The sequence below is a fragment of the Thermococcus chitonophagus genome (assembly GCF_002214605.1).
Taxonomy (GTDB): Archaea; Methanobacteriota_B; Thermococci; order Thermococcales; family Thermococcaceae; genus Pyrococcus; species Pyrococcus chitonophagus.
This window is the reverse complement of sequence record NZ_CP015193.1, coordinates 1,646,234-1,666,339: the sequence shown is the minus strand read 5'-3', so window position 1 is coordinate 1,666,339 and position 20,106 is coordinate 1,646,234. Positions and strand designations below refer to the sequence as shown.

Annotated in this window: 16 protein-coding genes; 9 read left to right on the top strand and 7 right to left on the bottom strand. The window is 44.5% G+C overall.

Going from position 1 to position 20,106, the window contains the following annotated elements:
- Window positions 1-22: 22 nt before the first annotated feature.
- Window positions 23-1,816, top strand: coding sequence for a translation initiation factor IF-2 (gene infB / locus A3L04_RS09210; RefSeq protein WP_068577439.1), 1,794 nt, complete (start codon window positions 23-25; stop codon window positions 1,814-1,816).
- Window positions 1,817-1,993: 177 nt separating this feature from the next.
- On the opposite strand, the gene A3L04_RS09205 is transcribed toward infB, so the two are convergent.
- Together A3L04_RS09205 and A3L04_RS09200 are read right to left on the bottom strand one after the other, a co-directional pair.
- Entirely contained in the window at window positions 1,994-2,260 is a 267-nt protein-coding gene (locus tag A3L04_RS09205; protein ID WP_068577437.1) for a hypothetical protein, read from the bottom strand.
- Window positions 2,261-2,344: 84 nt separating this feature from the next.
- Complete coding sequence (locus tag A3L04_RS09200; protein WP_068577435.1) at window positions 2,345-2,533, bottom strand: hypothetical protein; 189 nt, start codon at window positions 2,531-2,533, stop codon at window positions 2,345-2,347.
- A gap of 92 nt (window positions 2,534-2,625) precedes the next feature.
- On the opposite strand from A3L04_RS09200, the gene A3L04_RS09195 reads away from it, so the two are divergent.
- Both A3L04_RS09195 and A3L04_RS09190 read left to right on the top strand, forming a co-directional pair.
- Window positions 2,626-4,809 (top strand): hypothetical protein, encoded by a 2,184-nt coding sequence (locus A3L04_RS09195; RefSeq protein ID WP_068577432.1) that lies wholly within the window; start codon window positions 2,626-2,628, stop codon window positions 4,807-4,809.
- The gene (locus A3L04_RS09190) at window positions 4,806-7,631 is read left to right on the top strand and encodes a DEAD/DEAH box helicase family protein (RefSeq protein ID WP_068577431.1); all 2,826 of its coding nucleotides are present in this window, start codon (window positions 4,806-4,808) and stop codon (window positions 7,629-7,631) included. Before A3L04_RS09195 ends, A3L04_RS09190 begins: the two co-directional genes overlap by 4 nt.
- Here the strand turns inward: A3L04_RS09190 and A3L04_RS09185 are convergent.
- From A3L04_RS09185 to A3L04_RS09165, 5 genes are all read right to left on the bottom strand, one after another.
- A complete protein-coding gene (locus tag A3L04_RS09185; RefSeq protein WP_068577429.1) occupies window positions 7,628-8,008 on the bottom strand; it encodes a DUF190 domain-containing protein in 381 nt (126 codons plus the stop codon). The genes A3L04_RS09190 and A3L04_RS09185 overlap by 4 nt on opposite strands.
- 5 nt (window positions 8,009-8,013) lie before the next feature.
- On the bottom strand, window positions 8,014-8,385 hold the full coding sequence (crcB, locus tag A3L04_RS09180; protein WP_068577427.1) for a fluoride efflux transporter CrcB: 372 nt from the start codon (window positions 8,383-8,385) through the stop codon (window positions 8,014-8,016).
- 62 nt (window positions 8,386-8,447) lie between these two features.
- A complete protein-coding gene (gene htpX, locus A3L04_RS09175; RefSeq protein ID WP_068577425.1) occupies window positions 8,448-9,317 on the bottom strand; it encodes a zinc metalloprotease HtpX in 870 nt (289 codons plus the stop codon).
- Window positions 9,318-9,368: 51 nt separating this feature from the next.
- The gene (locus A3L04_RS09170; RefSeq protein ID WP_068577422.1) at window positions 9,369-11,498 is read right to left on the bottom strand and encodes a restriction endonuclease; all 2,130 of its coding nucleotides are present in this window, start codon (window positions 11,496-11,498) and stop codon (window positions 9,369-9,371) included.
- A gap of 49 nt (window positions 11,499-11,547) precedes the next feature.
- Window positions 11,548-12,087, bottom strand: a complete 540-nt coding sequence (locus tag A3L04_RS09165; protein ID WP_068577420.1) for an adenylate kinase family protein — start codon at window positions 12,085-12,087, stop codon at window positions 11,548-11,550.
- Window positions 12,088-12,179: 92 nt separating this feature from the next.
- Here A3L04_RS09165 and A3L04_RS09160 point away from each other — a divergent pair, with 92 nt between their 5' ends.
- The 6 genes from A3L04_RS09160 (at window position 12,180) to cmr3 (ending at window position 20,105) form a co-directional block, all read left to right on the top strand.
- Window positions 12,180-12,386 (top strand): hypothetical protein, encoded by a 207-nt coding sequence (locus tag A3L04_RS09160; protein ID WP_068577418.1) that lies wholly within the window; start codon window positions 12,180-12,182, stop codon window positions 12,384-12,386.
- Window positions 12,387-12,419: 33 nt separating this feature from the next.
- Window positions 12,420-14,024 carry a carbamoyltransferase family protein gene (locus A3L04_RS09155; protein ID WP_068577416.1) on the top strand — a complete coding sequence of 535 codons (1,605 nt, stop codon included), beginning with the start codon at window positions 12,420-12,422 and terminating at the stop codon, window positions 14,022-14,024.
- Between the two features lie 94 nt (window positions 14,025-14,118).
- A complete protein-coding gene (cas6, locus tag A3L04_RS09150; RefSeq protein ID WP_068577414.1) occupies window positions 14,119-14,931 on the top strand; it encodes a CRISPR-associated endoribonuclease Cas6 in 813 nt (270 codons plus the stop codon).
- Window positions 14,837-15,850, top strand: coding sequence for a type III-B CRISPR module RAMP protein Cmr1 (cmr1, locus tag A3L04_RS09145; protein WP_157895698.1), 1,014 nt, complete (start codon window positions 14,837-14,839; stop codon window positions 15,848-15,850). The genes cas6 and cmr1 overlap by 95 nt, the downstream gene beginning before the upstream one ends.
- A gap of 2 nt (window positions 15,851-15,852) precedes the next feature.
- The gene (gene cas10 / locus A3L04_RS09140) at window positions 15,853-19,038 is read left to right on the top strand and encodes a type III-B CRISPR-associated protein Cas10/Cmr2 (RefSeq protein ID WP_068577409.1); all 3,186 of its coding nucleotides are present in this window, start codon (window positions 15,853-15,855) and stop codon (window positions 19,036-19,038) included.
- Complete coding sequence (gene cmr3 / locus A3L04_RS09135) at window positions 19,035-20,105, top strand: type III-B CRISPR module-associated protein Cmr3 (protein WP_068577407.1); 1,071 nt, start codon at window positions 19,035-19,037, stop codon at window positions 20,103-20,105. The genes cas10 and cmr3 overlap by 4 nt, the downstream gene beginning before the upstream one ends.
- Window position 20,106 lies beyond the last annotated feature (1 nt).

The following is a 20,106-nucleotide window of genomic DNA, read 5'->3' as shown; positions in this document are numbered from 1 at the left end:
TCCTCAAAAGGGGTGAAAAAGAATGGAGAGGATCCGTCAGCCTATTATAGCGGTTCTCGGTCATGTGGATCACGGTAAGACGACAATGCTTGACAGAATTAGGAAAACGAACGTTGCTATGAAAGAAGCGGGTGGAATAACCCAGCATATCGGAGCTACGGAAGTTCCAATTGATGTAATCAAGAAGATTGCCGGGCCATTGATGAAGCTTTGGAAGGCAGAGATAAAGCTTCCCGGTCTCTTGTTCATAGACACCCCAGGACATGAGGCCTTTACAAGCCTGAGGGCTAGAGGTGGAAGTTTAGCCGACCTTGCAGTCCTTGTTGTGGATATAAATGAGGGCTTCCAGCCCCAAACGATTGAGAGCATTGAAATCCTGAGGAGGTACAAAACTCCATTTGTTGTAGCTGCAAACAAGATAGATAGGATAAAGGGCTGGGTAATCAAGGAGGATGAGCCCTTCCTAATGAACATAAAGAGGCAAGACCAGAGGGCAGTTCAAGAGCTGGAAACAAAGCTCTGGGAGCTTATAGGAAAGTTCTACGAGATGGGCTTCCAGGCTAACCGCTTTGACAGGGTTCAGAACTTCACGAGGGAATTAGCTATAGTTCCAATCTCGGCCAAGTACGGAATAGGAATTGCTGAGCTTTTAGTGCTCATCGCAGGTTTGAGCCAGAAGTACCTTGAGGAGAGGCTTAAAATAGAGGTTGAGGGCCCAGCTAGAGGAACAATCCTTGAGGTTAGAGAGGAGCCCGGATTAGGGCATACGATAGACGTGATAATCTACGACGGAACCCTTCACAAAGATGACACCATAGTGGTTGGTGGAAAGGACAAGGCAATAGTCACCAAGATAAGGGCCCTCCTCAAGCCGAAGCCTCTCGATGAGATTAGGGACCCAAGGTTCAGGTTCGACTACGTTGATGAAGTAACAGCTGCGGCTGGAGTTAAGATAGCCGCCCCAGGACTCGAGGAGGCTTTAGCTGGCTCTCCAGTGATAGCGGCACCAACTCCCGAAGACGTGGAGAGGGCCAAGCAGGAGATACTCAACCAGATACAGAGCGTGGTTATAAGCACGGACAAGGTTGGGGTTATAGTTAAGGCCGACACCCTTGGTTCCCTTGAGGCCTTGAGCAAAGAGCTTCAAGAGAAGAACATTCCGATAAGGAAGGCAGACGTTGGCAATATAAGCAAGACAGACGTCATGGAGGCACTGAGTGTCAAGGAGGAGAACCCGAAGTACGGTGTTGTCTTAGGCTTCAACGTGAAGGTTAATGAAGATGCTTTAGAAGTTGCAAAGGCTAAGGACGTCCCGATATTTGTCGGCAACATCATCTATAAGCTGATAGAGGACTACGAGGCTTGGATAAAGCAGGAGGAGGAGAAGAGAAAGCGCGAGTTACTAGCTAAGGTAACGTTCCCTGGGGTGATAAGGCTTTATCCAGATGAGAGGTACGTCTTCAGAAGAAGCAATCCAGCGATAGTTGGAATTGAGGTAATCGAGGGGAGGATAAAGCCTGGGGTTACCTTGATAAAGCAGAACGGCCAGAAGGTTGGGACTATAAGGTCAATTAAGAGCAGGGATGAGTTCCTGCAGGAGGCCAGGAAGGGTCAGGCTGTGGCCATAGCAATTGAAGGGGCAATCGTGGGGAGGCACATACACCCAGGGGAGATGCTCTACGTTGATATAAGCAGGGACGATGCAATAACCCTGTTAAGGTACCTCAGGGATGAGCTTGAGGATACCGATATAAAAGCGTTGAAGATGATAGCGCAGATAAAGGCAAAGGAGGATCCGTTCTGGAGGGCTATTTAATTGGGCTTTGAAGCCAGCCGACAACTTTTGTCGGCTTTTTCTTCTTAATTTCTCCTTCGACGGCTGATTTCTTGACGTAGACCATAACCTTCCCCAGGGAATAGTTCTTGATCCTGAGCAGGTATCCTTCATCAATTTTTTTAAATTCCGTTATCTTACCAGTTATGAAGTAGTCATCTATAAATGCCCCTTCAAGAACAAAGGTTCCGGGAAAAGAAGCTCTGCCTCGCTGAAGTCCAAAACTACAGATGCCCCGTCAACTTCTCCAACTTTATGTTTTTCGTTGACGTTGGTTGATGCCATATATGCTATCATGCCAAGTCCAGCCTTAAGGTCCTCTCTGGTGTACTCTGGCTTCTTGAGGATATAGTCCGTCGCAAAGAACGTTACCCCGAGACTGTTTTCATTAATTCCTGATATATTGGCTTCTGGCCAGCCCTTCAATTCTAATTCAAAGTTCTATTTAATACTGGAAATTCTGTGACAAGGTTAAGGTTCTGCGTAATAACTCTCACGGTTATGAACTCATTAAGGGGAATTTCGTAGAGTTTGTCTTCTCCCAAATAATCTTCCCTTCCTATCGAATTCTATTTTTCCCCTGAAATTCTCTGCCGTAAGATTTTCCTGTAAAAACTCTAGGACAACTTCAGCGCTCTCAAAAACGGCATCAAAGTGGCTTCCGTGGTGTATTCCACTAATGGTTCTCACCTTAGCCATTCTTCAATTCTTCCAATACTATTATCTGAAAATAAAAACTTTTCCTGCTATAACATAAAAACTAATAACCCACGTGACTGTTGTAATGTCCCATGCCAAGGGAAATTGAAATAACCAAAGGTAGTGAACTTGAAGCCCAACTTCTGGGGGCCTTCAAAGAGTACGTTGAACGCGGTGTGTACATAGGACCGTCATCAATGAATGACGAGTTCCACGAGATGATTGAGGATATCGTCGATTTCGATGGGTTCTATGACTACATACTCACGGAAAGGTACAGGCTCATCGATAAACTGGTTTTGGCTGTTAAGGATACTAAATATGGGGAAGAATTGAAAGAGGAGTTTGTGGGCAGGAGAGTTGGTGATGTTTCCCCTCGGTTAACATTCAACGTTGCCTGGGGCACGATCTCGCTAAAAGAGGGGGAGCTTGTCGGAGTCTTAGTGAAAGCCGAAAGCTCACGTGAGGCCATCGAAAAGTACTATAACGAAATTCTCAAGGATGTAGTCCCAGAAACGGAGGGGCTCTGGGACTCCTTCTTGAGGTACGATGGAGAAGGGGATCCAGAAACATTTAGAGAGGTAAAGAAAGAGCTTGGTGACAAGCTCAAGAACGTCAATTACGAGGGAAGGAGATTCCCCACATTTCCCAGCATTATCTACAGGGCAAGGCCATCCATAGTCCCTCTGGAGGGAAAGTTTGAGAAGGTGTTCTCGCTTCCCATGTATGGAAACGGTTGGGATGAGCGTTCAAACGCTCTTAAGGTACTTCTCGAGAATAAGGATGTTCCTTCAGTCAAGAAGTTTCTTGACCACTTTGAAATTCCTGATATTTCTCCTGAAGAGCTACCTTTCGAGAGGTTGCCCGAGATAATTGATGAAGTCGAGATGAGGGTAAAGGGGGTCGGCGATGATATAATTCCCCTCTATGTTAGCTCCCTGGGCATGAAGAAGTCGGCAACCCTATCATTTCCTCCTATTAAGCCCGAGATGTCAACTATCCTCGTGACGATCAATAAGTGGGGCTTTGAGAACTTGGAAGGGTTACTAACCGTTATATTTGCGAACTCTGCATACCTCCCTCAAACCGTTAAAGTGTTGGTTCAGGAGATCTCTTACGTTGAAAAGGTGGGGTTCAGGAATGAAATCAGGAACGTTATAAAGGCCCTTTTTGATGGAGTGCTCCTTTACTCAGCATTTCTAGGAAGGGTAAATATAGAGGGCCTAAACCTGGGGGATAACGTAATCTTGATAAACATGACCGGACTGGGGAAGGACGTCCGTAGATCTAGATTCCACGACTATTATTATCATCTTCTTGAAGCCATAGAAACCTTGGACTTGATCTTCAAAACGGATGTTCGGGAGAGAATAAACGTTCAGAATTTCAATAGGGACTATTACGGGTGGAAGGAGCACTCTCCGGTTAATCATGAAAAGCTCAGGCTCGTGCAACTGTACGAGTTCTCAACCGGGAGAGGAGGGATTGTGTATGAATTCAACCACGAGGGCTCCGTAAGGTATCTGGGAGGGGAGAGAGTCTATCATCAGTCTAAGAAGGCACTAAACTTTGGCTCCCTCTCCAGCGGGAAGGAAATATACTCAGCTTTCTCCTTTAGGAACACCATGCCCTATACATATACCCTTAGCCTCGATGGGAGGGACATAAATGTTAATCTAAAAGTCCTCGCTTTATTCTCGTCTTCGATCAAAAGGGGCTTTGCCGTGAGGCTCGTCAGGGGTGTTACCCTAAACGGAAAGCTGAGGCCTTTCATGGTTTCTTACTTTAGGGACAACCTTTTTAAAGGCGTAGAAAGTAGCATGCATGCGAGAAGTGCGCTCAAGCGGGCCATTGAGGGCAGGAGTTTGACTTTACTGCACATTCAGAACATTGAAAATTCTGAGTACTCTACTATGGTAGAGGAGTTTGATGGGATATTTGTAGACTGGGATGGGCTTATTCTCTCATCCAAGGGTATACGTTCTGCCTTTGGCAGATCCTTCAAGGGAGTGATAGTCCTTAGGCACGAGGGAGAGAACTGTGTGTCCTTTGTAACGTTGAGGGGAAGGAAAGATGATCTGTACAGGTATCCCGTCATGATGTTTTCGAGGTCTCCAATACACGACGAAGAGTTACTGCTCAATTTCCTCGTTCTGGGTGATGAAAGAGGGGGAGCCAGCTTGAGCGGAGCAAAGAGGGTGTTCTACTATCCATACCCTGACGTTTCTAGGAAGATTATTAGGCCTTCACTCCTGCTGCTGGGGGTGGAGGAATGATTATCTACGGCGAGGCTTTTGAGTTTGGAGTTGTCGCTGGTCTCGCGGATAAAGCATATCTCCTCCCTAGGGATGTACCTTTTCAGGAGTTCCTCGAGGCTAGGAGGATCTATGGAAAGAAGGCAAGAAAAAGAGCCCTTGAAGCAAAGGACGCATATTCAAAGATAGTCAAGGGGGACAGCGCTGAGATTGCCTTTAAGTTTTTAGAGTGGTACACTTCTAGTAAGGAAAGTATCAGATCTAAGAAAATTGAAATAAGTAATGTTGATGCGGAAAATATAGTTACGTACCTTGAGCTTGGGCGCAGAATGGGAGATCTCATAAAGGAAAAGTTTGAGGAGATAATACTTGAGCCCGGAATACCATACTATGGAAAATTTAGGTATCCAGACTTCATCGGCATGAATAATGGAAAGATCGTAGCTGTTGGTGATTTTAAGGTTTATCATAGGTTTTTAGGGAGAACAGTATGGGACGCAAGCTGGGCTATAGAGTTTGATAGCTACACTTTGGATGAACTGCTGGCAAGGGCCAGACCTCTAACGGCGCGCTCTTATAAAGACTTTTTCAATGTCCTCTCGAAGTATGCCAAGCTCCTGTTTTATGCTAGGATCCTTGAAGTTTACCCTATAGACGTGCTAGTTATTTTCCCTCAGGTATGCTCCAAGATTCGTGTGAATTCCAAGGAGCACCTCGAAACTCTTCAGGAAAAGATTAGGGAGTTAGCACTTGCACTTCTCCCCAGGAACCTCGGCGGGAGCAGGGGGAAGATAGCGAGAAGCTTAGATAGGGGAGACTCTTACATTAAGATCTCCGATGGGAAGATATACCTTGGGGAGAGTGAGGTAGGGGTTGAAGAAGAGTTTAAGGCTTTGTCGGGTCGTGCCACAATACTCTTTCTGCCGAAATTTAGGGGTGGGTGGAGGAGGAAAAAGCATGGGAAAGATATAGAGGAGATCTTCAAAAAGCATGATTTCATAGTTGATGCATCCGATCAGGGCGTTGGCAAAACGACAACAGCCATTGGACTGGTTCACGGTATGAGAACTCTTGTGATAGCCCCTAGGAAAAAATTGCTTGAGCAGATAATGTTGATGTTTGGAAAATACATTGATTTGACTTCCGAGGGGAATGTGAGACTTGAAAAAGAGAGAACGTTTTACGACGTGCTAGAGGCTCCCTCAAATAGGACTTGGCAGGCTCATAAGAAAGTTATGGCAGCGATTCGAGATCGTGACATAGAATTAATTCCAGTCACCTCTGATGCTTTCAAATATTTAAGGGAGGGGAGCTGGAAAGAAATACTGAAAAACGTTGATGCCGTGATAATTGAAGAGCTAACGAACTCCGGTTCTTCGGTAATTGAAAGGTTACTCGGGTTTCTCAGGTACTACTCCCGACATCCTACTGGAGTTAAAGTTATGGTTCTCGATGGTTCCTTAACCTCTCCCAAGCTCCACCTTCAGGCAATTTTAGATCACCTTAGGGGAAGGAAGTATACACCCTCCCAAGTGTCGCTCCATGAAGTTGAGGATCCTGCGGTGGCAGAGTTCAGCATAAATAAAGTAAGCGGGGCGTACTATCGTATTCATCTTGACTTCCCTCTGAAGTTCAGCATACTCCCCCTTCCCCTCAGCTCTCAGATTCCTAATTGGGCCCTCTTAATTTCAAAGGCTGAAGACGTTATCGAAAACTTCAGGGCTCAGCTTAATGAGGGGGATGTAATGTTCTACGTTGACAACAGGATATACGTCGAGGATCTGGCGAATTTTCTGGCCGAAAAGGGCTTCCCAGTTTCTATTGTACATGCCGAGAAAAGGGAAACAATTAGGGGTAATGTTGTTGGCACCTCTAGTATAGCCTTTGGCGTTGATCTAAAAGACAAGGGAACTCTCGTTGTAATATCCCCCTACAGGGATTATAGCTTTGAGGATCATGCCCATAATGTCGAAGTCTTTAGGCAGATAATTAAGAGAATACGTGGGGATCCTGAGGGCAAAGAGTATAAGAACGTAGTCTTCGTTCCTCTTTCTTCCCCTGGGAAAGAGAGCATAATGTATTTTCAAACAAAAGCATTCATAACAAGAGTTCTCACTAACAGGAAGTTCCATGTGAGGCTTCCAATGTCTTCTGGCTCTTTTTATCATGTGTGGAAGTCCAGAGCACCGGGGAAGAGGAGAGAGCTTGCTCTAGAAGACTTTCTCCGCGAATATTATCCAAGCTTAAAGAGAATACTCGCTTCTGCGGGCTTTATAGTTCGGCCAAACTTCAAGCTGAAGCTCAGCTTTGATAGGGAATGGGATCTACCAATCCATCTTAGGGTTTATAGGCTCCTGAGCGGTTACTCGAGAAGGTTCTGGGTGGAAGTTATGCCAACGCCTTCAGCTGATGTCCAAGTACTTAGGGAGAGATTAAAGGAGAAAAATCCTGGGGCGCACTTCCTGAAGAGCAGGCTTGAAAAATTACCGGAGGATCCAAAAGAGCTTGCGAAGATTTTGAGTAGTCTGCTGACGCCCAAAGAGATCGAAGTTGGATACTCTTCCATCCTCATGGTTCCGTATTCTTGGGGCGATAAAGTTGGCAGGATCCCCCAAGTAACTTCTCCCCTTAAGAGAGTATTCGTTGGAGACTGGGAGTACTTTGAAATGCCTGTTAAAGTAGTCAATGAGTCTGAAAATGAAGCCGTTGGAATTTATGCATCCCATCCGGCATTCTCTCGAGTAGATACTGTATCAATAGTTGAAAAACTGAAAGAGGTACTAAGTGCCGAGATAGCAAGAGAAAACGTCCTGTTCCTCCCAAACGTTTGGAAGGCCTACTAACCCTCCCTAACAGCATCGTCTTCGAACTTCCTTACCTCTTCCTTCGTTCCAACCCATAGGACTATTGTTGGCTCCACCGTTATCATCCCATCCTTTATCATTGGTTTTATAGCTTTCACCGCCTCCTCTATCTTATGCCCCCTGTCAACGACCTCTATAATTATCGGAAGGTCAGTAGAAAGCCTTATTATGTCGCTCGAATGAACTCGGCTCTTCTTTCCAAACCCGTAGATGCCTCTGTACACTGTGGCCCCGGCCATGCCCATCTCCCTCAACTTTTCCACTATGACCTTATAGAGTGGCCTCCCCTCCCACTTATCATTCTCGCCGATGTATATCCTGAGCCTTAGGGTGTTCCAGTGCTCCACTTCAACCATTACCATCACCTTCTTGCGAGCAGGAATCCCATAAATACTAACGCTACCGTGATTATAACATTTGCCAAGACATTGAGCAGGGCGAGAAGGTATTCTCCTTCTCTCATAAGCGAGAACGTCTCGTAAGAGAAAGTCGAGAACGTGCTTAACCCACCGCAGAAGCCCGTCCCCAGGAAGACCCTGAGTTCACTTGAAACATCAAAGCCCCAGAACAGTAGCCCATAAAGGTATCCCAAGAAGAAGCTCGCCAGAGCGTTAACGGCCAAAGTTCCAACAGGAAAATCCCTGTACACGGGAAGAATTCCGGAGATTAAGAACCTAGCTAGAGCTCCCAGTCCTCCCCCCAGGATTACAGCTAGGATTATTTTAGCGTTCATTGTCCCCCTATTCCAAGCCGCGGGATGGCTTTTTAAGTGTATCTGAATAAAAGGAGGAGAAGTCAGAATATTATACCCATCTCCATGGCAATCTTCCTAAGTCTCTCTATCCTCTTTTCTGTAGGTGGGTGGGTTGAGAACAGCTCCGCGAAGTCAACTCCCCTGAAGGGGTTCACTATGAACATGTGCGCGGTTGCAGGGTTGCCTTCCCTCATAGGCCTGTAGCGGATGGCCTGCTCTATCTTCAACAGGGCACTTGCTAGAGCATGAGGCTTCCCACTTATCCTTGCCCCAGTCTCATCTGCCAAATACTCCCTTGACCTGCTTATTGCCAGCTGGATGAGCATTGCCGCTATTGGTGCTAGGAGTATTGCCAAGATCAATCCTATTATGTTTCCTGAATCCCTGTCCTCGTCATAGGCCCCGAACCAGAGGGACCACCTTGCGAAGTCAACGAGGATCATTATCGCTCCAGCCATCACGGCAGCTATCGTCTGGATTAAGGTGTCTCTGTTCTTTATGTGGCTTATCTCGTGGGCTATAACACCCTCAAGCTCATCCCTGTTTAGTATCTGCAGTAGACCTTCAGTAACCGCCACCACTGCATGCTTTGGATCCCTCCCCGTTGCGAAGGCATTTGGCGTCATCGTTGGAACTATCGCAACCCTGGGCTTTGGAATTCCAGCCTGCATTGCGAGCTTTTCAACTATCCTGTGTAGCTCTGGAGCTTCTTCCTCGCTCACTATTCTAGCATTGTACCAGCCGAGGACTATTGAATCGCTGTACCAGTAGCTTATGAAGTTCATGAACAGTGCCAGGGTGAAGGCTATTATCATTCCGGCGTGACCGCCAAGCAAATAACCAATTCCAACCAATAATGCCGTTAGAAAGGCCATTAACACCCCAGTTCTCACCCACAATCCTAGGCCCATCTCACACCACCATGTAGATAAAGAAGAGGAGAGGTTATTAAAGGTTTGGAGTCACTTGTACTTTCCTTCAAGCTGTATCTGCTTAATTTTTGCCATGAATCCTTTTATTGGTGCAGTATCTTCACTTATTATTTTCCCAGTCTTCACGTCGATCTTTGCGTAGTACACCTTCTCCTTTCCAAGAACTTTTAAGGTTACTATGCCTTTGTCCTTGTGGTGGGTAAGCCACTCCGTCTTTAGCTCTTCCTCTCCATAGAGATTCTTCAACCTATCGTAGTATATCTTCTCTATCTCTATCTCCGTGTATCTCACCTCTTTCTCGATGATGTTTCCGTCAGATCTATGGAGGACTATCCTTCCCACTTTACTGGGTCCCGAGAAAGTTACTATCCAGTTATCTTCAAGCTGAACTGTCTTTATCTTTGCCTCTGGATCAAGCTCTTGTATCGATTTTGTCGCGAGCTCTCGTATTATCTCTTCCTTGAGTACCCTATCAACTTCCTCGATAATCTTTCCATCTTTACTGACCTTCACCTTAACTTTATGATTGCCAATTTCTCCGTGGATTATGTACTCGCTTTCCCTCTCCTCTATGCTCTCAACTTTCAAGTCGGGGAACTTTTGTTTTGTTATTTCCTCAGCTTTGGTCTTGGAGATCTCTATAAAGAAGTCAAGTACATCACCAGATTTACCATCGACCTTAACTTTAGCCTTTCCATCTCCCTCTTTAAGCACGACCTCTATGTATTTATGCTCAAGAATACTGAAAGACTCCATCTTTAGATTTGATAAGGGGAAGTTACCTTCAACGACTTCTTTTCCTACCTTATAGGCTTTCTTTGGGTGAATAAGAGTAGCTTTCTCCTCCAGCTGCCCGTTTGTTAAGTCAACTTCTGCTATTACAATTTTATCATCCAGCAGTATGTCAGCGATAGCTTTCTTGTTCGTTCTCTCTATTGAGAATATCTCCCCCGTAGGGTATCTGGTTTCGAGTATCTCTTGAAGGGCGTCATCCGTTAGAGAAGTTTCAGTGCTTATTATCTCTCCCGTATACGGATTTAGTGTGACTTCGAATGTAAACCTCTTGGTTCTTCCTACTATCTTTACTCTTCCAGGTCTCTCCTTGACACTTATCTCCTCAGCTTCTTCGAGGGTCCTTTCCTTCACTATCTTCTTAGCCTTCTCTATGAGAGTGTCTAATGGCAAGGGAGGTATATTCACGTCAATAGTTCCGTCTAGAAGGTTTATCTGTATTTCTCCCGAGTTCTCTCCTGTTCTAATTTTAAGCCTTGCCTCTACTGGAAGGTAGACCTTCTTCTTGTCGGCTATCTTTATCTCATTTTCGAAAATTCCCAACTCCTTGGAGGCCTTTTCCTTGAAAAGTATTATTGCCTCGTTTGATGTTACGGGAACCTCTATCTCTTTTTCTGTTACCCTTATCACGGCTTTACTGTCTAGGGCGGCCCGAGTTATTGGGGTCTTCCATTGCTCGTTCTCAGATCCTTTGACTATAATGTCCTCCTTAGAGAGAACAAGGCCTCGGTCTTTAGTTCCGTTTGTGCTCCAGAAAACTATATAGCCAACCCTTAGCTTAAGGGCAAGATGTTCTACCTCGATATTCTCTATCGGATACTTCTTTGAGATGTGGCTAGTGATATCCTTTATTAGCTTCTCCGGGGAGAACTCTAGAAGAAGTGGAGCATCAAGCTCAACAGTTTTTAAAATCTCTTTTTTCTCCTCTCTCTTTTTCTTCATTTCCTCATATTTAATCTCCACATCCTTAGGGACTTCAATTCCATAGTTCTTGAATAGTGATATCAGCTTTCCACTGTCCCAAAGTATTATTCTCCCCTTGTACTCTCTAGCAACCAGCAATCGTGCATCCTTTGTAAATCCCCTAACTGAAATTAGTATTCCTCTATCGGCTTTATACTCTCTCAGTGCTTCTCCGAATACGTTAACGTCTCTGGCTTGGGCCATACCCTTATCATGAATTTTTAGCATAATCTTCTCTGAACCGACGAGAGGATCTTCCCGTATGGCAATTATATCAACGCCCCATTCCTTCCTATTTGATACCTCCTCGTACTCTTTAAAGCCCATTCTCCGCAGTAACTCTTTGACTTCTGCAATCAGCAATTCTGGAGATAACAGTGTTAGCACTTCGGAGCTCCACTCCATTACATTTCACCTTTTCCTATAAACTTACTTTCTCAAAATTAATTAACTTTTACATACTCAACCTTAGATAAGGGACGACATCATCATAAACCCTGCTCCAGTCCACTATGCCAACTCTCCTCTTGGTGCCAGATTTTATGAGGTTTAAAATCTCATTAACGACTTCCTGAGGATCCTTGCCAGTTGTGTCTACCTCAATCACATTTTCATGCTCGTCTACGGCCTCCACTAAAATCAAATCTATGAGCTCGGCTTCAACGTTCTCTCTAACTTTCTCCTCCGGATACCCCCTGGCCTTAAGCCTCTCCCAGATGAGCTTTGGATGTGCTCTAAGCACGATAACTAAATCTACGGGCATCAAGTGGCTTAGGTGTCCATCTAAAACCACATCCTGGCCTTTGAGATCCCTCTCAACGTGATATGCGAGCTCATCGACTTCAACTTCCAGCTCATCTCCCTTCTTCTCCCCTATGCCTTTTTTCAGTGCAAATTCCTTTAGGTCAACGTACTCATACCCAAGGATTTCGGCGAGCCTTTTCGCCACGGTAGTCTTTCCAACACCCGGGGTTCCCGTCACGGCTATTATCATCTCCATCCCTCCGTCAATTGCCGATATTAAATTCTGCATTTGGCGAAATACTTTTATATCTTCCCATCTCAAACATTTACTTAGGTGATAATATGGAGCTAGACCTACTGCTCAAGAGGCTTACGGTTGTCAGGAGAAGGAAGGAAGCCCTTCTACTGGAGGAGGCAAGACTCGCCAGGATGATGAAGCAGAAGAAACTTAAAAATGCATCTCTCATGAGGATAGTCAAAAGGGAAAAGGAAATGGTCCTCAGGGAAGAGGCTAGAATAGTAAGGTTCCTCAGGCAGGTCAAGGCTTAACTTTTTAATTCTTTCCCGCTCTCTGTTCTGTTGATGATCATACTTGGAATTCACGATGGTCACGATGCGGGGGCAGTTCTATTCAAAGATAATGAGATTTATGCGGTTAACGAGGAGAGGCTCAACAGAGTAAAGAAGTACAGGGGCTTCCCCAGGTTAAGCCTAAAGACAGTTCTTGAAATGGCCCAAATTAGTCCCAAGGATGTTGATGTAATAGCAGTTGCTGGCCTTTTTAGGAGACAGAAGAGGCTTTTCGAGCTTGAAGCTGAGCTTAAGAAAGTCTTTGGAAGAGATTTTAAGGCAAAAACAATCTTCGTCGAGCACCATCTAGCACATGCAGCCTCTGCCTATTATTCTTCAGGCCTTAGAGAATCCCTTGTTCTTACGATAGATGCCGCTGGTGACGGCTTAAGCTCAACGGTGAGCATTGGTAGAGATGGGGAGCTCATTAGGATAGCACAATCCACTTACATAGACTCTTTGGGTGACTTCTACGCTTCCATAACGGAGCTCCTTGGCTTTAAGCCCATGAGGCACGAAGGGAAAGTTATGAGCTTGGCCGCTTACGGGAGGCCAACCTACGAGCTAAGCTCGATAATAGAGCTCAATGGCCTGAGTTTTGAGAACCACTTAAAGGCAATCGGGGTTGAAGCCACAAAGAAGTTGGCAGAATTCTTTTCCTTCCCTCTTGAGAGGGCTAAAGAAATCTCTTCTAATCTAAAGAAGGGAATAATGGATGGAGAACTGGAAAGAAAAGCTATAGAAATAGCTGCGAGCGCCCAGGCTCACCTTGAAAAGCTTGTTGAGGAGCTCGGCTTTAAGCTGAAGGATTATAAACTGCCGGTTAGTTACGCCGGTGGAGTTGCCCAGAACGTCAAGGCCAACGCGGTTTTGAGGAGGATGTTCGGGGACATATGGGTCTTTCCCGCGATGGACGATGCTGGACTGGCCTTTGGAGCTGCAGCGTATGTAAAGGCCCAATTGGAAAGACTGTACGGTAAATGGATGCCCTTTAAGCTGGAGCACGTTTACCTTGGCCCCTCCTATTCTGAAGGATTCATTGAGGAGATCCTGGGGAAGCTCGGCCTTGAGTACGAGGAAGTTGATCCTTCCTTCGTCGCTGACACTCTCATTGAAGGTAAAATCGTGGGCCTGTTTCAAGGGAGCATGGAGTACGGGCCAAGGGCCCTCGGAAATAGATCAATTTTAGCCGACCCCAGGAATCCGGATGTAAAGAATAAGCTAAACCTTGCACTGAGAAGGGATGTGTTCCAGCCTTTCGCACCTTCGATACTCGAGGAGGACTTCCCTAGGTACATTGACGACCTTACTGGTGAGCCCAACAGGTTCATGACCATGAGCTACGTTGCAAGCGAGGAGTTCAAGGAGATAGCTCCAGCCGTGGTTCATGTTGACGGAACGACAAGGCCTCAGAGCGTTACATCAGATGTATCTCCAGCGTACTACAAAATAATTCGGGAGTTCAAGAAGAAGTCAGGAGTTGGTGCCGTCCTCAACACATCATTCAACATGCATGGTGAGCCTATTGTCTGCTCTCCTCATGATGCAATTAAAACGTTCCGTGAAGCTAAACTGGACGTTCTAATTTTGGAAAAGTTCGCCATATACAGGTATTAATTGTCTATGTTTACGAAGTTTTATTGGAATTAAAATAAAGTTTATAAGTTCTGACGTCAAATAGTAGTGGGTAAGTTTCAATCAGGTGATAATGATGAGGTTCTTGATAAAACTGAGACCAGAAAGGGAGAAATTCAAAGTCCCGTACAACCATCAATACTACCTCCAAGGGTTAATATATAACAGAATAAAGCTAGCCAACCCGAGGCTAAGTACATTCCTACACGAAACCAAAGGTCCGAAGCTATTTACCTATTCCTTGTTTATGGCTGAAAAAAGAAGCCACCCGAGAGATCTGCCATACTTCCTGGGCGGGAAGAGGGGGTTCTTCTACTTCTCAACCTGCATCCCTGAAATCGCGGAGGCCTTTATTACTGGCCTGTTTAAGAATCCGGAGATAGAGCTGTGGGGTGAGAAGTTCTACCTTGAGGAAGTTAAAACGCTCAAGGAACCAAAAAAGCTTAGCGGATTGACATTCATAACACTCTCTCCAGTTGCCGTTACGACGGTGAAAGATGGGAAGAGGGTTGATCTGTCCCCCCTGGAGGAGGAATTCTACACCGCAGTAGAGGAGAACCTCAAGGATAAGTACGTCATGATTAACGGCGACAAGCCTCCGGACGATTTTGATATTGAGATAATAGTTGCAAAACCCAAGAGGTTTAGGATAAAACCCGGAATTTACCAGATGGCATGGCACCTTGTTTTCAAGGCCTATGGAGATGACGAGCTGATTAAAGTTGGCTATGTAGTTGGCTTTGGGGAAAAGAACTCCCTCGGCTTTGGAATGGTTAAAGTCGAGGGTGGTAAACGTGTATCGGGCGGAGTTAGAAGTAGAGTTTATAACTCCGGCGTTTATCCGAGGAGCAGACCAGAAGAAGGCGGAGTTGAGGGCAGCGTCTATTAAAGGGGCAATGCGGTGGTGGTTTAGGGCCTTAGCTGGAAACTACTTTGGAAATGACATTGAGGGATTAAAAAAGGCTGAATCTTACGTATTTGGGAGTACGGAAAGGAAAAGTAGGGTTAAGGTAATAGTTAACAGCAATGAGAATAATATTAAATATGGAAAAGCTCCGATTCCGATGGTTTGGAAGGATGGAAAAAGACTCCTAGCGAGATGCATAAAAGAGAAGAGTACATTTAGTGTTACTCTTCTAAGTTATGACTTCCACGCATTGTATCTTTCGACATTGTCATTTGTTGCAATGTCATTTTTAGGTGGTATCGGGTTTAGGAGTAACAGGGGGACAGGTAGTATTAAAATTTTGGGCATAGAAAGCAATTCAGTAAAATTGCCATTCTCATTGCTTCCATGTGGTCCAAATCAGTTTGAAAATGTCGTGAAGACATTGCTAGATGAGTTTATGAATACAATTAAAAAGTTCCAGAGGAAGGACAATCCTAAGAGGAAGTGGGAGTGTGGAATTTCATGTCCTCCCTATTCATCCTTTAAATGTTTTTCTTTATGGTTATGGCCAGATGACTCGTCAGATATCCGAAAAATTGTAAGGGAGGTATGTTATTCCGAACACGAAACCTTAGATTCTCCTAAAAGTTTACTTGGCGCTTTTGAGAAGGAATTTAAAACTAAAAAGATATATCAAGACGAGATATTTGGTTTACCAAGACCCAAGTGTGGGCTCAAGGGTAGACGCGCATCCCCCATGAAAGTAGGCGTTGTTTATTTGGGTGAAACCCCCTATGTAAGGTTTTCTGTCTTTAAAACATGTCCGTTTTCTCTGAACAAAAAAGATGTCAGGTGGGAGCTCATTGACCGGTTTTTATCCAACATTAAAGCACAGAAAATATTTCATGGAGGGGAATAAAAATGAAAAGCGAATTCTGGAAGAATAAGATTCGGGCTTTTCTACACGATCCTCCTGATAAAGTTATTAAAATATTGGATCACATCCAGAGAAGGTTCTCCATACTTCCACAACACCTGTGGTACTATGCAGATTCACCCATCCAATTAAACATAAAAAAGGCCTGCAAGAAATTTAGGTGGAAGTACCATGAGAAATGTATGAAAGACCAGAAAAGTGGTAAATTGATTTACCAGATTTTTGATGACCTCGAATCCATACCAGAGATTCACTATTCGGATGTCTATGCTTCCTCACTTCAGCGCATCGACCTAGAAAAGTCAAAAGATAATAAGATCCTTAGTTCTCAATTTTACAAGATATATGACGGAAGTAAATACATTTATGTTGGAGATCCCATATTCAGACACCCAATAACTGGGGAACCCAGGGAATTTTGTACCATAAGATCTGTCCTTCCTTCTTCGGAGCCTCTAGATAAAACTACTGCTTCTAATGCTAAACTAAACAGCTACGACGATAAATTTAACGATATATTGGAAAATAAGATATTGCCGCAAGAAGAATCAGCGTTTTCAGTGCTTGTTGAAGGTAATTATTACAGAGATTACCTGCGAATTTGGGCCTGGTACAAACGCGTGCTCAAGATGAAATTAGAGGAGGAGTTCGGTAAGGAATTTGCCGAAGAATTCATTAATTTACCTGCTTACTCACTTGCTCCTGATCATACACTATTTGACCATGCAGATGTCACGTCGGCAATATATGGAGCCATGGAGAAAGGAACTCCCGCTCTATTGCTCTTCAAGATATCTCCAGTTCAGGGCTTTATCAAAAATGCAAGGAAAGAGCGGGATCTTTGGGCCGGTAGCCACATGCTTGCTTTCCTGACACTCAAAGCCATTGAGGGTATAATTAAACGTTATGGGCCTGATGCCATAATCTACCCCCATTTAAGGGAAAATCCCTTCTTTGAAGCCTACCTCGTTCAGGAAGGTTTGGATGAGTATGCAGATGAAAAGTTGCTAGATTTACTGAAGATAGCAAGCCTTCCGAATAAGTTCCTCGCTCTGGTATCCTGGGAGGACGTTAATAATATAAAAGAGGATATCAAGGAGAGTATCCACAGCGAACTTATAAAAATGCTTGGCTTTGCATTGTCTGAAACCCTGAGAGATGATATTCTTGAAGAAGCTATTAACTATGCCAAGCACGAACTCAATAACGTCAAAGATGAGAATGAAAAGGATAGACTTGAAAGAGCTTTAAAATGCCTTGAATCCCTTAAGAATCTAAGTAAAAATGAATATGAATATCTATCGGATCTCAGAAATTCAAAACTTGGGAAAATTCTACTCAGTCACTTCTCTATCACTGTAACGGCAGTTCCCATAAACATGAGCATCCCTAAGGAGGAAAGAGACAAAAAAGAGTCCTACAATAGGCTTAAGGAATTTGTTGAGTCCCTCAACCTTCCAGAGAAAATTGAGAAGAAGTACCTTGATTGGCTGAATTTTCTAGGTTCAATTGAGGTTAGTGAAAATGTTGCGAGGCCTTTTGACCTCTATTCATTGTACTATGAGGTTCTGGTCGAGTTGAATGCCATCGAATCCTCTAAATTCGAGAAAACCAGAGAAGACAGTGGGTGGAAGTGTACACTCTGTGGTGAGCATCTTGCAATAGGTGGTGAAGATTACAGGGTAATGAAGAAGCTATGGAACAAGATCCACATGAAAATACCCCACTTAATTAAGGAAAACGAGCATCTGTGTCCTGTGTGTCTAGTCAAGAGGCTGTATCCCAAATATCTGAGAAGTCTTAACTCCCACTGGAAACGGGCTGTTCCCACTATTAAGAGCGTAAGCGAGGTTGCCATGAGAAAAGGAAGTAACGCTGGATATCCAACATGGGCAGATATAGCTATGTATTTAGACCCAAGGCGGAATGATAACATACCCAAAGACTTTGAAGATAATCTCAGGGTTGCTATTGAGAACGCTAAAAGGGCAATAAAAGACGCACTCGAGAAAGTCAAAGAATGCCTTGATCTCAAAGACTATGAGGATTTGTTTGACGTTGAAATTCTATATACAGAAAACCTCCGGGATGAAGAGGCATTCCTTAAGACGTTGGGGTTTGGGATTGGGAAATCTTGCAGTGGCCTTGGGTCTGCTTTGAGTAACCTTGAAAAAGCACTATCAGACCTCTACACCAAAATTGGAAAGCCAGCTAAGTATTACGCTCTCTTAATGATGGATGGAGACAGGATGGGATCCCTTCTAATGGGGGATGACATGAAGACCGTTGACTACTACCTCCGTCCAAGGGTTCTTGCTCACGTTAGCGACAGCGTACGTGAGAAGGCAAAGAGCGTAAAAAGGCTACTAACGCCTTCCGTTCATGCCGCAATAAGCCGCTCCCTTAGGAATTTTTCAGTTGAGTACGTTCCAAAAATCGTTGAAAGCAGCAGGGGAGAGTTGATATATGCAGGTGGAGATGACATCCTATCGTTACTCCCCGTAGATACTGCTATTTCAACGGCTTTGGAACTGGCAAAGATATTCTCAAAATCTTGGGATGGATGGACACTTCTCCCCGGGAGAAGTCTAAGCGGAGGGCTGCTTATAGCTCACTATAAACATCCGTTGTACGATGCCTTGGATAGAGTCAGGGCACTAGAAAGCAAAGCCAAGTCCCTCGGTAGGAATGCACTGACAGTTGGTTGGCTGAAGAGGAGTGGAACTTACTATGAAGCTACCGTCGGATGGGAGGGAGTGTCAAAGGTTCTCTCTATTTCCAAGCAGTTTGCCCAGGGCGTTGCCTCAAAGAGGTTCCTGTATCACATATCCCAGGAATTAGATAATCTGCCGCCAAATGCTAAGGCTATAAAAGCGTTTCTGAAGCGAGAGAGCATTAGGCACTTAAAGAGAGACCTTTCGGAAGAGATAATGGATGTCCTGAGGCATTTCAGAGTTCAGCTTCAATCTCTCGGCGAAGAAGACATCAAGAAGATAAACAAGCTAATAGCGGAGGGAAGACTTACCGTCGGGGCTCTTCTTGAAGCTCTTGGTCTTGAGAGCAGGGAGGATGCGGAGAGGCTGTATGGAGAAATTGTAAAAGAGCAACTAAGAGGATTTGTTAACTTTCTCAAGATCTTAGTTGAGGCTCAGGCTGGTGATGTAGAATGATACTCAAGATAAAACCTCATGATGTTTTGATGTTTAGGGAGCCAAAGCCTTTTGATACCGATCACCATCTAGCAAGAACTACGCTACCCCTTCCCCAGACGGTAGCGGGAGCTATAAGATCAAAGCTATTCTTGAAGTATGAGGCTGAAAGCAATAATAAAGCTAAAAATGAACTTAAAAACTTGATCTGGAACAATGGAAAGGAGGACAGTGAGGAGCCAGGCTTCGAACTCCTTGGACTTTTCTTCTCTAAGGTTCCTAAGGATTACTACTTTCCTGTTCCTTTTGATATCGTAAAGGATAAAGATGGAAATACATTCACCGTTAAGCCCATGCCCCTTAAATTACCAGGAGTCGAGGGGAAACATATATTCTCGGGCCAAAACATTCATTTCGAGCCAATGTCAGGATATATACCCTTTGAAGCTCTAAAAGAATACTTGGCAGGAACCTTACCGAAATCCGAACTTAAGAACACAGTGATACATGAGAGCAGGCTTTATGTTAGGGAAAACAGGATTGGCATTAGGCTTACATCATCTAAAGTCGTGAGGAAGGGGCTTTTCTACCGAGTCGAAATGCTCCGGTTGAGGGAGGATGTTGAGCTAGTAGCTTGGGTAAGGGATTCGGCAGTTCTCTATAAATATCTCGGCCAAGAAGGAACCCTTAAGCTTGGAGGGGAAGGGAGATTTGCTCGGTACATTTTTGAAGGGGAGAAAAAGATTCGAGAACTTACCGAGTTCTGGAAAAAGAAAGTTAAGCCAAAAATACAGAAGAGTGGCAGATTTAAGCTGTATTTAGCAACACCCGCCATTTTTGAAGAGGATTCGAAATATCATGCGATTCCTACTGACACCAATGTAAAAGTAGTTGCCCAGATAGTTGGCAAACCAATCCCAGTAAGTGGTTGGGATATGAAGAGTAGAAAACCTAAAGCCACTCGTTATCTCGTTCCTGCTGGTTCCGTATATTTTGTTGAAGGTGACTTCGAAGGAGATTTTCCTTGGATAAAGATTGGAAGTTTAACGAAGTTAGGCTACGGATTGGCGTTTGTGGGGGTGTGGTAGA

Bases quoted from the DNA above. Each gene is read 5' to 3' on its own strand.
- infB (WP_068577439.1), top strand. From the start codon at position 23: ATGGAGAGGATCCGTCAGCCTATTATAGCGGTTCTCGGTCATGTGGAT.
- A3L04_RS09200 (WP_068577435.1), bottom strand. From the start codon at position 2,533: ATGGCTAAGGTGAGAACCATTAGTGGAATACACCACGGAAGCCACTTT.
- A3L04_RS09195 (WP_068577432.1), top strand. From the start codon at position 2,626: ATGCCAAGGGAAATTGAAATAACCAAAGGTAGTGAACTTGAAGCCCAA.
- A3L04_RS09190 (WP_068577431.1), top strand. From the start codon at position 4,806: ATGATTATCTACGGCGAGGCTTTTGAGTTTGGAGTTGTCGCTGGTCTC.
- A3L04_RS09185 (WP_068577429.1), bottom strand. From the start codon at position 8,008: ATGGTTGAAGTGGAGCACTGGAACACCCTAAGGCTCAGGATATACATC.
- crcB (WP_068577427.1), bottom strand. From the start codon at position 8,385: ATGAACGCTAAAATAATCCTAGCTGTAATCCTGGGGGGAGGACTGGGA.
- htpX (WP_068577425.1), bottom strand. From the start codon at position 9,317: ATGGGCCTAGGATTGTGGGTGAGAACTGGGGTGTTAATGGCCTTTCTA.
- A3L04_RS09170 (WP_068577422.1), bottom strand. From the start codon at position 11,498: ATGGAGTGGAGCTCCGAAGTGCTAACACTGTTATCTCCAGAATTGCTG.
- A3L04_RS09165 (WP_068577420.1), bottom strand. From the start codon at position 12,087: ATGATAATAGCCGTGACGGGAACCCCGGGTGTTGGAAAGACTACCGTG.
- A3L04_RS09160 (WP_068577418.1), top strand. From the start codon at position 12,180: ATGGAGCTAGACCTACTGCTCAAGAGGCTTACGGTTGTCAGGAGAAGG.
- A3L04_RS09155 (WP_068577416.1), top strand. From the start codon at position 12,420: ATGATCATACTTGGAATTCACGATGGTCACGATGCGGGGGCAGTTCTA.
- cas6 (WP_068577414.1), top strand. From the start codon at position 14,119: ATGAGGTTCTTGATAAAACTGAGACCAGAAAGGGAGAAATTCAAAGTC.
- cas10 (WP_068577409.1), top strand. From the start codon at position 15,853: ATGAAAAGCGAATTCTGGAAGAATAAGATTCGGGCTTTTCTACACGAT.
- cmr3 (WP_068577407.1), top strand. From the start codon at position 19,035: ATGATACTCAAGATAAAACCTCATGATGTTTTGATGTTTAGGGAGCCA.